Annotated in this window: 13 protein-coding genes; 5 read left to right on the forward strand and 8 right to left on the reverse strand. The window is 58.4% G+C overall.

Going from position 1 to position 12576, the window contains the following annotated elements; translation table 11 throughout:
• Positions 1-604 precede the first annotated feature (604 nt).
• The 3 genes from ACP2YO_RS06635 to ACP2YO_RS06645 form a co-directional block, all read right to left on the reverse strand.
• Positions 605-1300: a GNAT family N-acetyltransferase gene (locus tag ACP2YO_RS06635; RefSeq protein ID WP_426440136.1), complete on the reverse strand. Its 696-nt coding sequence runs from the start codon at positions 1298-1300 to the stop codon at positions 605-607.
• A 69-nt stretch (positions 1301-1369) separates the two neighbouring features.
• Positions 1370-1681: a hypothetical protein gene (locus ACP2YO_RS06640; protein WP_426440137.1), complete on the reverse strand. Its 312-nt coding sequence runs from the start codon at positions 1679-1681 to the stop codon at positions 1370-1372.
• Between the two features lie 258 nt (positions 1682-1939).
• Positions 1940-2611: a hypothetical protein gene (locus tag ACP2YO_RS06645; RefSeq protein WP_426440138.1), complete on the reverse strand. Its 672-nt coding sequence runs from the start codon at positions 2609-2611 to the stop codon at positions 1940-1942.
• Between the two features lie 919 nt (positions 2612-3530).
• Between ACP2YO_RS06645 and ACP2YO_RS06650 the strand changes: the two genes are divergently transcribed.
• Positions 3531-3743, forward strand: a complete 213-nt coding sequence (locus ACP2YO_RS06650; protein ID WP_426440139.1) for a hypothetical protein — start codon at positions 3531-3533, stop codon at positions 3741-3743.
• Between the two features lie 299 nt (positions 3744-4042).
• Here the strand turns inward: ACP2YO_RS06650 and ACP2YO_RS06655 are convergent, their stop codons facing one another.
• The 3 genes from ACP2YO_RS06655 to ACP2YO_RS06665 are packed head-to-tail and all read right to left on the reverse strand — an operon-like array spanning position 4043 to position 6102.
• A complete protein-coding gene (locus ACP2YO_RS06655; protein ID WP_426440140.1) occupies positions 4043-4414 on the reverse strand; it encodes a DUF2147 domain-containing protein in 372 nt (123 codons plus the stop codon).
• Positions 4415-4440: 26 nt separating this feature from the next.
• Positions 4441-5199: a hypothetical protein gene (locus ACP2YO_RS06660; protein ID WP_426440141.1), complete on the reverse strand. Its 759-nt coding sequence runs from the start codon at positions 5197-5199 to the stop codon at positions 4441-4443.
• Positions 5200-5205: 6 nt separating this feature from the next.
• Complete coding sequence (locus tag ACP2YO_RS06665; protein ID WP_426440142.1) at positions 5206-6102, reverse strand: MipA/OmpV family protein; 897 nt, start codon at positions 6100-6102, stop codon at positions 5206-5208.
• Between the two features lie 510 nt (positions 6103-6612).
• Between ACP2YO_RS06665 and ACP2YO_RS06670 the strand changes: the two genes are divergently transcribed.
• Both ACP2YO_RS06670 and ACP2YO_RS06675 read left to right on the forward strand, forming a co-directional pair.
• The gene (locus tag ACP2YO_RS06670) at positions 6613-7293 is read left to right on the forward strand and encodes a response regulator transcription factor (RefSeq protein ID WP_426440143.1); all 681 of its coding nucleotides are present in this window, start codon (positions 6613-6615) and stop codon (positions 7291-7293) included.
• Positions 7290-8660, forward strand: a complete 1371-nt coding sequence (locus tag ACP2YO_RS06675; RefSeq protein WP_426440144.1) for a sensor histidine kinase — start codon at positions 7290-7292, stop codon at positions 8658-8660. The genes ACP2YO_RS06670 and ACP2YO_RS06675 overlap by 4 nt, the downstream gene beginning before the upstream one ends.
• Before the next feature lie 29 nt (positions 8661-8689).
• Here ACP2YO_RS06675 and ACP2YO_RS06680 read toward each other — a convergent pair whose 3' ends face one another.
• Positions 8690-9403, reverse strand: a complete 714-nt coding sequence (locus ACP2YO_RS06680) for an EipA family protein (RefSeq protein WP_426440145.1) — start codon at positions 9401-9403, stop codon at positions 8690-8692.
• Between the two features lie 238 nt (positions 9404-9641).
• Between ACP2YO_RS06680 and ACP2YO_RS06685 the strand changes: the two genes are divergently transcribed.
• Positions 9642-10979, forward strand: coding sequence for a sensor histidine kinase (locus ACP2YO_RS06685; protein ID WP_426440146.1), 1338 nt, complete (start codon positions 9642-9644; stop codon positions 10977-10979).
• Positions 10980-11022: 43 nt separating this feature from the next.
• Here ACP2YO_RS06685 and ACP2YO_RS06690 read toward each other — a convergent pair whose 3' ends face one another.
• Entirely contained in the window at positions 11023-11748 is a 726-nt protein-coding gene (locus tag ACP2YO_RS06690; protein ID WP_426440147.1) for a response regulator transcription factor, read from the reverse strand.
• 387 nt (positions 11749-12135) lie between these two features.
• On the opposite strand from ACP2YO_RS06690, the gene ACP2YO_RS06695 reads away from it, so the two are divergent.
• The gene (locus tag ACP2YO_RS06695; protein ID WP_426440148.1) at positions 12136-12546 is read left to right on the forward strand and encodes a thermostable hemolysin; all 411 of its coding nucleotides are present in this window, start codon (positions 12136-12138) and stop codon (positions 12544-12546) included.
• Positions 12547-12576: the final 30 nt, after the last annotated feature.

A 12576-nucleotide genomic window follows, 5' to 3' on the forward strand; every position in this document is an offset into this window, starting at 1 on the left:
GCCGGCTACAACAAGGCAAATAGATCGCCGATCCCGAAGCTGTTCCTTTCGAGAGTCGATGAGTTGGGCGCCCATTTGTCCGGCAAGGGCCGGATGGCTTTGCGACTACGATGGGCATCGCATAATTTTCTTTTTACGAAGCGATTTCGGTGGCCTGTCAATGCCATGGTTTCTGCATTGCGCCGCCCCCGAGCGGATGCATAACTTCCCTACTGCATGACGTACTTCAGGAAGCGATTGCAGAGGTTGAGGGCTTGCCCGAGGCCGCTCAGGACAAGATCGGCAAGGAGCTCCTTCACCACGTCGGCGAACTCTGCCCACTGCGTGCCAAACTCGACAAAGGAATTGCACTCTTGATCGCGGCGGAGGTCGGGAACTCGACATCAAGCGCGCCACGCGCGACATGCCAGAGCATAACCGCCGATTAGATTAGGCCGTGCACTCATAAATTACTGTTGAGCGCAGCCTAACTTTGCTTCGCAGCTGGATTGGCCGGCCAATCCGGACCGGTGTTTCGTCTGGGTCGGAGATGCCGAATTCGTACATGGCCCTCGTTCATGGCCCAAGGCTTGTCTTCGGCCTTGCGCCCAAAAGTCGCCGGCCCTCATTCGCCGGCATTCCTCTCTCGCTTGAAAACATCCTGACGTCCCACGCGAGGTTTCGGAAACAGTTGCTGCGCGAATTGCTTCACAACCGCCTGCATAACGGGATTGCGCGCCTTCACATAACAATACATCGGCACCGTCTCGGCCCCTAGCCGCGACTTAAAACTATCCGACGTTTCACCCAAATGCACCTTAGTCGCCCCGCTCGAAAATGCATAATTAAGATCATGATAAAACAAATTGAAATAGATATGTGCACGTTCGTTCATCTCATAGTCAAAGCCCGAATACACGTTGTAATGTATCCCGTTTGCCTGGATCGCCAGCGTAAAGCCTACCACCCGTCTCGCTGCATCTTCCACAAACGTCACCACCACCTGACCCGGCAACGCATCCGGTAACTCCAGGAAGAATTTCAACGGCAAAAGCTCTAGCTTCGTCTTGGACTTCGCATGTACGGACATATACAGTTGATGCACCTCCGCCGTAAACCGCCGCCGTATCTCTTGCCGATCCGTCACATGAACAACCTGCAATCCTGCTGCCGAAAACCTTTTCTGCGATCGTGTGATCTGATTTCGATAACGCGCTCTCAGTGCGCCCAGATACTCCGTGAAACTACGAAAACGACCCGCCATCCTGTGCAGCACCGGCAAGGTCCCGCGAAAATAACCCCGTGCCTCGAGCAATGCCATGCGACTTGCATCCGTCTCCTCGAACTCCTTGTAAACGACGTAACTTGCGTGCTCCTCCCGCGCTAACTCCTAAATCCGCCGATCGAGCGTCTCCAGCGCCGATTGTCGGTTCGCTCGCGCAGCAAACCGCAAATGATTCGATGCGCATGGCAACGGCAAGCCGACAAACAGCACACGGTTCATCAAAAATCCTTGCCGCACCTGCCGCACTGCATCTACACCCCACTTCAACCACGAGGGCAACTCCATCAGTTCCAAATCGAATCGCGCCAAACACGCAATGGCTACCGGCTCACTTGCGGCATCCCTCACCAGCACGATCCACATGCGGCTCTGCTCGAGCAACGTCCTCCGCTGCACCTCAATCAGCCGTCGGTCCATCGCGAAGTCCGTCTCTATTACCAGCCGTCCCCATACCTCTGGCGGCACGTCAAGGACTGACTCGTAAATCGTGCACGTGTGCATGAATTGCGCCTCGATCAGTTGTTGTCTGCGCCGCAGGCGGAGAGCCGTGTCATAGGCACAGGCGTAGCGCGGTGGTTGGACATCGCCCAGGCAGGGATGGGCTGAGCGCGGGTGGGCAATCGGCGCGGGAAAGCGAACATTCCGCCGGGCATCACGTCCCCACCAAGCCTGGGCTCACGTCGGCGCTGCTACTCCACACCTGGTTAACGGCTCGCGCCAGAAGCACAGTATGAACGTGAGGACCGCGCCGGTTGCCACGATGCTGACCGGCAGCGTAAGCAGAAAGGCTAGGATGTCACCGACATTGGTGCCCCACCATCTCACCGCGGCGACCGCAATCCAGTAGCTTGCCGCGGGCGCTGCCGCCATCCGGGCTCTGATGCTGAAGATGAGCACCAAAGCTACAGTCGCGGTTACGGCCGAGATCGGAACGCTTATCTGCACGGAACTGAAGGCATGGCCGACACCGTCACCGATAACCGTCCCGAGCGCGCCGGCGGTAAGCATCGTGAACCAATATAGGCCGTCGGTCGCGGGAAGATCGCCGGTGGAGTATTTCGGAGCAGTGCGACGGCGAAGTGAGACCAGCGCGGCCAACAGCGCTGCGAGGCCGCCCGAGATCGGGATGTAGCCCAGATGCGCGCGCTCGACGGAGAGATCGGCAATATTGGTGGCAGCGGCTCGAACAGTCAGCAACGCCAGCCAGTAAACTGCCTCACTGCCGTTTCTAGTCTTGTGTTCGACTAATATGATGACGAAAAATATGACAGTCTGGGCGAGTAGGCTGACGCTCGAACCAAGTTTAAGGATGTCGGGGAATAAATCGCCTAAGTTCGTTCCGAGCATGCTCGCAACGAGGATTGCCGCCCAGTAGCGTGCGTCGACCTTTGGCGTGACTCTTAGTTGCATTTACTCAATTCTCCAGGTTTCTTCCGTGCGTGATTTCGATCGAGAGGCCAATATCACCGAACGCCATTCACCCCTGATGGGTGAGCGCGGTGACCCTGATCAGCTATCGACTGAAGCATGCAGATACTGTGTTGCGGCTCTAACGTTGTCGCGGATGCCGCGATGACCAGCAAAACTAGAATCGCGGCAATCAATCCCGTAAGGGTCGTGAATTCCACGATCAGGGTCAGCGTCTGCGCTGATCCATTTTTTGACGCAGCAACGTCCTTCCTCCTACTTTCCGGTCTGCACAGTTCGGCCGGCTGAATCCGCTCCATTGCGCTTCACTCGCGTGTTTGCTTTGCTATCGGACCTCCATTCAGTGTGTGGAGGCGAGCTTGTAAATGATCCGCCAACATTGCCCAAAGATTGCGGGCGGCGACGCCTGTGGCCACGCCCGTGCTCGATCGCGTGATCGACGGGGTCGCTTCGAGGGCATCACGGACGGAGAAAGGTGCATATCCATGGAAGGGTCCGGACCACAAACGATGACGATCGTTCGTCGGCTCGGTTGTGCATAAACGGGTTCCGCAAAGTGCGCGGTCAGCATCTTCACGAGATCGACGGTCCCGTGCAGGCGTTTCCTCAAGAGACCTCTACTGGATTGCCTCAACATTGCGGGAAGCGGACGCAACTGCGTTGCTAAAAATCTCCGCGCGAGAGCTGTTCTCCCGGGGTGTCCGGCTTTAGAAGAAACGATGTAATGCGGAGAATGGGTTGCAACATCCCGCTGGCGAAATGCACGCTCTTTGTCCGGTAGTCATGCGGCGGCGAGCGGTCGTCGTCTCGCTCAATTTCTCGTGGCGGAGCCGCGCCGATGGATGAAGCGGCGCTCGTACTGAAAGTGCGCTCGGTGGTCGCGCTGCCCGGTTCTTGCGGAATGGCTTTCGACGCGATCTCCAGCGTGGTCATTGTATTCGTCTCTGAAATGCGCCTGTCGCGCGGGGAAGGCCGATGCGGCGCAGGCACACTCGTCGGCTCGGCCAGTTTGCTGCTGGTAGACGGCACAGCCTGGTCTTCATCGGTCTGAGCGACGATGCGGCGGCTGGCGGCCGCCTCCGCTGGCCCGATTGCCTTAGCCGCCTCCAGCGAGCTTGCCGACGCAGTTACTTCCGCTTGTACCATCTCGTGATGAGGTGCACTGGCGTCGACTGCCTTTGGTTCGATTGCTGTGTACGCAAGCGATACCGGCGCCTTCGCAGTATACCTGCCTGCAAAGTAGTGGTGCACCAGGTAGGAGCCGATAACCGTCGCCAGGACAGAAAAAGAATGCCCAGAAGGAGCTTTGACGCGTATTTCAGCATGATCGGCCTCTCAGGCACGCCGGCGCTAAGGGACTCTCCTCCAGTTCGCTGACTTGCAGATCAGTCCAACGACTACGCAGCCAGAGGTGATGAGGGTGGATCCTTCAATTGACATCTTGCCCGAATAGAGGGTTCCGTCGTCAGGACTTGTGGCCTTGCCGGACCAGGAGTTCGTGCCATTTGGGCGCATGTCGTAGAATACACGCGTCCCGAGCTTGGCTTTGGAGTCCGGCTTTAGCCACACAATGTTCCCACAGATGGCATCGCCACACGGTTCGAACTTGACGCGCACGGCGCCGTTGTCGCGTGCCCAGGTACCGAGGACATCGTCAGCGAAACTGGTATCCGTGGTCAGCAGCAACGCCGTCAGAGCTAGGCAACGACGCAAAAGGTTCATCACATTCTCCTGGTTGTCGCTTCCGGTTAATGAGCATCTGCGAGATTCATGTCACTCAGCGTCGATGAGAGGCTGCGTACAATAAGGTCCGTGATCGCGGCGTGCAGCCTGTCGTTCTGCAGGGGGTTGTTGGGGTCTGCTGTGAACGTCTCGTCGACCAAGCGGCTTGGGCCCGTGAGCTTCATCGTCTCCGAATTATCCAAGGGCGGAGCCACGCGCTTCTCGATCACTTCGAACGTCTTGCCGTCGAACACCCTAATCTCGTAGAGGGCATGGATCTGGTTGTAGGACGCCAGCACCGTGCCGTAGGTGATGAAGCCAATGCCTTCGACCTTTCGGCCGCCACCGCCAAAATTCGACTTTGCCTTGGTGATCACGATGTAAGCGTCGAGCCCCTGTGGCGACACTTCCGTCTGAACGAGCTTCTTGAACGGGTCGGAACGAATGAGGTTGACGGGCATAACCGGAGAATCCTTGATCGTCGCGAACGCGGCTCGCTGGTAGCTGACAGGTTGCACTTGAAAACGAGTGCTCAATGCCGCGGTGGCTTGCTGGACGATCAGATCGTCCAGCCCCCATGACTGGATCGACATTTTTTGACTGGAGCTGCTCAGCCCGGTCAGCCCTGTCCGTGCGAAGCTCATCTCGTCACCAACCGCCGAGACGATGCCGACGGTCTTGACCGCCTGCAGTTTGGTTGCGTGCGTTTCAAGCATCGCGCAACCTCCGACATTGACGGCGAGAAGAATCGTCGCGAAGCTCACGAATCGAGTGCTGCGGCGCATGACTTTCTATCGGATCTTGAAGTCGAACGAATAGGACGCGCCAACGCCGAAGGTGGTCTGGTTCGGCGAACCTCGAAGGGTCACGAGAGGGCTCGACGCCGCGTCGCCGAGCAGCTTCTCGTACTCGACGTAGGAATGAACTTCCCATTGCTGATTTATTCGATAGGACACCTGGGCGCCAACGCCGACCGAGTGCGGACCGCCTTTCGCGTTGAAGATGGGCAGCCCGGAAGCCAGCGACTGCACGGCATCAACGCCGAAATAGGGTGCCGTCGCCTGGTTGCTTTCCCACGTGAAGCGTGGGCCGGCCGATATCGTGAGCCGCTGAATCAGCGGCACGATGAAATCCGCCGACAGGTCGGCAACGGTGCCGTGGTGGCCGGTCACGCCCTGCCGAAGCTCGGCGCGCGCGCGGAACCAGTCGACCGGATAGTATTCGACGAAGCCGCCGAGTTCGACCGCGGTGCTGACGTCGCCGAGGCCATTCAGTTCTTTGTAGTCGAAGCTCTTTCGCCCGGTCACGAACTTGCCGGCGGGACCGGCGCGAAGATCGCCGAAGTCGATCAGCGCGATGCTTGCGCTGTCGCGCGGGCCGCGAAACTGGTCGGTGGAGCCGGCGCGACGGATGGAAAAGATCGGGATCGGGCTGAACATGCTGTTTTTCGCCCCCTCGAAATCCGGTCTGTAATCGCCCCCTATTCCGATCGTCGCAGTCCAGTCGCCGGACGCGGACGGCAGCATCGGTACTTCAAAAGGGGGAGCCGGCAACGTGAAGGCAGGTTGGGCTGACGCGGAATTGGAGATGGCCCCAACGACGCCGAGCGCAGCAATTAACGCGGCCGAGAACATTCGGCGCGCGCCGCTCACGTACGAGCCGAGAGCGGCTTGGACGGCGTACTTCATTGGAGGGCCCCTGACCCCGGCGCAGCTTTGGCAGGGTCGGTTGGTGTGGTTTGGAGCTGCAAGATGCCGAGCCAACATTGCCCCAAGATTGCCCCCGGCAAAGCAGATCGGCGCTTCGCCGGATGTCTGCTGTTGCGGCCGGGATGTTCTCGGCTTTCTTCACTAAACAATTCTCAAGTAAGCGACTTGTTCGAGCGGTCTTGCTACCAATGCCGCAAGGCACCGGTGCCAATATCGGCAATCGGCGCTCTGGCTTGGAGCAAAAAATCTTTGATCAATGGATCATTGCCCGGCGTCGCTCGTCGATAGCTTGTGAGATTCGAAATACAGCTGAACATTGCCCCAACATTGCCTGCGAAGAAGCCGAGCCATCACCGTTGCCGGAACCCATGGGATGTCCGTGCTTCCTGGCTTGCGTTCGTTGCGCCGATTGCCGTAGGTGGAATCCGGCCAACCGGGTAATGTCACGATCCTGCGGGCTCTATCGACCAGTCATGGCAAGGAAGATCGATGCGCTCCCTGGTGATCGAGGACGAACCACAGATCGGGGCGTATGTCAGTCGTTTGCTCGGGGAGTTACACGGCATCGTCGACATCGTGGAGTCGGTTTTGGATGCCGAGCATGCGCTGAGCAATTTCAAGTACAACCTGGCGATCGTCGACCGGATGCTCCCGGATGGCGATGCGCTCAGAATCGTCACGGCGTTGAGCCAATTGCCGGAAAGACCGGCTATCATCATGCTGACGGCCAAGGACACCAAACAAGACGTGATCGATGGCCTGAACAGTGGGGCTGACGATTATCTTGGCAAACCGTTCGAGCCGCAGGAATTTATCGCCAGGGTGCGCGCCGTCCTGCGGCGGCCGCGGTTTCTGGTCCCACCGGTGCTGTCGTTCGGAAACGTCGAACTGCACGTCGGCACCAATGAGGCCATCGTCGCCAGCAACAAGATGCTGTTACGTCGGCGCGAATCCTTGATCCTCGAAGCGCTGCTGATGCGGCGAGACCGCGTGGTCACACGCGCAGCATTGATCGAGGAGATATACGGGTTCGATGACGAGATCGAATCCAATACCATCGAGTCGCAGGTGTCCCGGCTGCGCAAGAAGCTGGCCGACCTTGGCAGCGACGTCGAAATCCGCAGCATGCGGGGCATCGGCTATATTCTCAGGAAGAGTCATAACCGATGACGTCGATCACCAGGACCCTGACGTTTTCGCTCAGCGTGACTGCAACGGCGATCTTCCTGATCACGCTCGGCATCGTCGTCTGGTTGAGTCAAGCGCGCGAAGGGGAGCACCACCGTTGCGAGGTAGCCGCGGCTATTCTCAATGGCGCCACGGTCATCGACCCTGGAGGAGCGCTGACTATCCATTCCACGGGCGGTATCACCGAGATAAAATCCAATAGTCCAAACTTGTGGTACGTCGTGTCTTACGGACGACTTATAAGTGAGTTCAGGCGCGAACTCAGACCGGCCCTGCCTTTCTCGCTTCCCTATACCGGGCCGATCGGTTACTCGGTCCTCAATACGCTTGACCAGAAGAGCACTTTTTGCCTGGCCGTCGTGCGAAGGGGGCCTTCCGACTTGGTGGTGATGATGATCGGAGGCGCGCAAATCCGCCTCGGCCAGGTCGCAAGGTCATTTGTATCGCGAAATCTCCTTTCCGTTTCTCTTTTGGCGCTTGCCTTCGCGTCAACCGTAGCGGCCGGAGCGTCCTTGTCGGCGCGATTTGTGGCGCGCAGCATCGAACGCGTAACGAAGCTGGCACTAGCAATCGAGCCGACGGCACCGCAGGGATCGATTTCGCTCGATAAAGTCCCGGTCGAGCTTAAACCGTTGGTCCAGGCGCTTAACCGCGCTTTTGATGAGATTGACGCCTATATCCAAAGGCAACGCCGGTTCATCGGCAATGCAGCTCATCAGCTCCGAACGCCGCTGACCTTGTTGCGTGCCAAGATCGAAGATGTGACCGAACCTGCCTTGAAGGTCGAACTTGTGCGCGATGTTCGTCGGCTCACATCTCTGGTGGCGGCGATGCTGGACCTGGCGCGGTTGCAAAATCGTGCCATCGAACGGCGACCCATTGATCTGGCCGTCGTGACGCGGGACGTGCTTGCAGATTTCAGCCCCTCTGCACTGGATGCCGGAATCGAGCTATCACTGGAGCAGGTCGAGCAAGGCCCCCTCATGGTGCACGGCGTCGAAGCCGCGGTTCGGAGCGCCTTGGCCAACCTGGTTGGCAACGCGCTAGTCCATGCGCATGGCGCTGAGCGCATTGTTGCTAATCTAAGTCGCGGGAAGGTGTCGATCAGCGATGACGGAGTTGGGATATCGCCATGCGTTGAACGCAAGCTCATCGAGCCATTCCACACCGGAGACGCTGCAAAAGAAGGCGCCGGGCTAGGCCTCTCAATCGTTCAGGAGATCATGGCGGCGCATGGAGGGGCGCTGATCGTCACATCGACCCCCGGACGCGGGACGACTGCGAGCCTCCGGTTTCCCGAAGCCCTAAAAAATACGCAAGGGACCGTGCCGGCTGAGGATTCGCAATAACCTTGGGCTTCATTTCGTTAGATCTTGCATTAGCGCCGATTGGCACCCGGGCAATCTGCGGGATTGGCACAGATGTTCTCGGGTGGTCGCGGCGGGTTGTCGTCAGTATCGGGCTCGATGCGGAGGCCACTGACATCGCCCGACAGACGAAGTCCGAGCCCTGAGGAAATCAGGACGATCCTCGCGCGATCGGAGGCCAGGATTGTTGCGTTTGCCCCGACCAGGAAATGAGCGTTTCCGCCAATACTCGCATAGGTACCAAAAATATTTTCGGGCCGGTCCAGCCCGTAGACCAACATGATGACCCGGTCGTAGTTGGCTCCCAGCCCGATTCCGATGGAGAGGGCGGACCAAGTAATGGGCGAGGGCGATCCGGCGGCGAAATGCAGTTCGCCAACGCCGTGCCTTCCACCGACAACCAACGCGCCGCTCAGTTCGCCTCCGATGATATAAGCATTCGGCTCGCCGAATAAGGCAAATGACCGTTCAACAGTGCCGGCTACCCTCCGTGAAGCCGCATCGAAGGTCTTTTCGATCTGCGCCAGAATATCTCGGCCCGGAGCTGTTGGCAGACCACCGGGCCGCGTGTCGGCGTCAGCCCGAGCGCTCGACATTGCGAAGATCGACCAAGCAACGAGGGTGACAAAAATCATCCACAGGGCACGCGCGCCGAACTGAACTCTTGCGACAGGAGGGCCAGTTGGCCGGTCGGACGATGCGACAACAACGGCAATGTCAGCCATGGTAGCCACAATCCGTGAAGGCGAAGAGATTGTCCGAAGATGAATGGTTGGTTGACGTTCGCATCTCTAAGCCCCTCACCAGATGACACTCTTACGCCCTGGGGCTCTCGCAAGATCGGACAGGCGCCGTTCTTTTCCAAATCTTGGATGGCCGTGACAGTCCCAACCTGATATCCGCTGCTTTCCGCCGAGCTACGCCGTCTCAGGAGCAAAAGCGGAGATCCGCCCGGAGTCAATGATGACGTCTCTGTCTCGCGCTTTGACCATTCGACTGTCGCTCCTCGGGCTCGCTCTTTTCGGAACCGGCGTCGCCGCTGTTCTGGCTTTCACCTTTATCACCGAGGAGCCGGGTTCGCTTCGCAACAACGTGACCTCCGCGATCATCCGACAAGCAGTGCGTCTGTCCGACGCCAAGGGCGTTGCGGTAGAGAAAACGCCGGACTTGGTCAACCTCCAGAAAGTCAGCCCCAAACTCTGGTATCTGATATCAGACGGAGACGCCGTAGCTGAATACGCTCCCGAACTGCGACCGCATCTTCCGATCGATATCCGACTCGACGGGCCGACCATACAGGCCCAGATGACACTCGGTCGCGGCGTAGACAATGCCGTATCTTTCGACGTCGTCCAGATGAATGCTAGCCGCCTGATCATTGCAACGGGCGGCGGCAATCCTAGTCGCGCGCTGATTCTAGAGCACTACCTGGATGCCATAGCAATCCCTGCACTGATGACGTCCCTGGTTTTTGGAATCATCATCGCCGCCGCCATCGCGATGTCCGTCTCATTCATCGGCGCAACCTTGCGGCGCGCGGCCGAAGCGGCAGCGGCGATCGACCCCAAGGCGCCACGCGGCTCCTTTCCAACAAAGGAAACGCCGGCCGAACTCATGCCGCTGACCTCGGCTTTGAACTCTGCCCTTGATCAGATCGCCGGCACGATGGATTTGCAGCGACGTTTTATGAACAACGTCGCCCATGAGCTGCGCACGCCACTATCGATCATGCGATCGAAGGTCGAAGGGATCGGCGATGCCAAGACGCGGATCGCGCTGACAGCAGACGTGAACCGGCTGACTACGATCGTTTCGTCAATGCTACAGCTTGCGAGGCTCCACAATGCCGATCTGCCTTTCGAACCAATTTATCTTAACCATATAGCGCGCGACGCTCTCGCCGACTTGGCGCCACTGCTCGTGGCGCGCGGCATCGATATCGCTTTTGAAGAGCAAGGCGATATGAGGCCGTTGATCAATGCCAATGAAGCGACGGTTCGCGCCGCCGTTGCGAACCTCGTTGACAATGCCGTATTCCACGCCCACGCTAGATCGACAATACTTCTGCGTGTCGTCGACAATGTCATCCTTGAAGTTGTTGATGACGGGATCGGCATCACTTCACTGGAGCGCAGGAAGGTCACCGAACCGTTCAATCGATTGTCACCGCGCTCCGATGGAGCCGGCTTGGGGCTCACGATTGTCCGAGACATCATGGCCGCGCATGGAGGCCGACTGGCGATCTTTGAAACGCCAGGCGGAGGAACCACCATTCGGCTATTCTTCGCGGAGGATTCCTGACGCGACTGCGCCGAATGCAACGGTGTCAGAATTCACGTGTGCTCTACTTGTGGATTCGGTCTTGATGGATTCGGTCGTGGTCGGCGCCGGCGACAGTTGGCTCGGTCCTTTGCAGAAGATAGCCTAGTCCGCGCAGGGAAACGATCTCAACCTCGGCGGCGACATCGCGGAGCTTGCGCCGCAATCTCGAAATCTGAGAGTCGATCGTGTTCGATTCGATCAAATCGTCGGAGCCGTAGATGGCATCGATCAGAGCATTGCGCGTTACAACACGGCCGGCGCGTTGAGCAAGCGTCTGCAGGATGAGCAACTCGCCGCGTCGCAGCGCGAGCGGGGTATTCTCAACCCAGGCTCCTCCGTCGAGGTCGATTGACAGCTTTCCGACCAACGTCGCCAGCGAGCGGTTTGGACTTTTGCTGCGAGCGATTGCACGCACGCGCGCGAGCAACTCATCGGGTTCGAATGGCTTCACGAGGTAGTCATCAGCACCGCTATTTAACCCTTCAATCACATCGCTCTTTGCGTCGCGTGCGGTGAGGATGAGAAACGCCGGTACAAGTTCGCGTTCCTTCATTGCCTCGACGATTGACAGGCCGTCCCCGTCAGGAAGACGCCTATCCACAATCGCTATATCGAACGGTGCAGTCTCGAGCGCCTGAAGCGCCTCTCCTATTGAGCCACTCCGGTCAACCACGAGACCCGCGCTGACCAAAATGGAGGCCAGGAACGATGCCAGATCTGGCTCATCTTCGACGATTAGGACCCGCATGCCAGCCTGCTGCCAATGATCGGATAGGACATATAGAAACTGGTATCACGTGGCCGCTTACGTCCTGGGATCGGTTACCCGTCGCTCGCCAGCCGGTCGAAACGCTAGATCAGGTCCGGGAAATTGACCGGCGCTACAAATCGAGTTCGATGCGCCGCCCGCCAATTTGAGTGGCCCCCCAAGGCGGCAGAGATCGCTGCGGCTTTGAGGCCTTTTTATGGTGGAGGACGAACAACATCATGACGAGGACCAAGGACGAAGCAATGCCTCCATGCGGTGCCTGCTCCAGCTTGCAATGCTCGTGCAATGAAAGGGGTGCCTTGATCCGGCCTCGTGTGATGCGGCGAAAACGAAAACGTATTCGCCGATCGATAAGAATTGAGAGCGATGAGCCAGACAATATTGCTCGATACCAGCCACCCAAAACGCAAAACGGCAGAGCGTTTCATCAGGGCCGTCTATGACTCAAGGTACGGTGCCAGGCTGGATACTTTCCCGTCGCGACTCATAGCTCGCTTCGAAGCGGATGGCACGATTGATTGCGCCGCCGGCATACGAACGGAGCACGACGGCTTTTTCTCTGAAGCCTATCTCGACGCGCCCGCGGAAGAGGTGCTGAGCATTCGCTCCGGCCAGATGGTCCGGCGGAGTGAAATCTTCGAAGTCTCGACACTTGCAAGCCAGTCGCCTCGCGCGACGACCGGATTCATCGAGGCTATGGGAAGGTTCGGCGAGACCAACGGGTTTGTGTGGCCGTTTTTTACTCTCACGCACCGCCTCCACCAGTTGGTGGAGTGACTAGGACACCCTCTGATCCATCTGGCTGGA

The sequence above is a fragment of the Bradyrhizobium genosp. P genome (assembly GCF_049949265.1).
GTDB lineage: Bacteria > Pseudomonadota > Alphaproteobacteria > Rhizobiales > Xanthobacteraceae > Bradyrhizobium.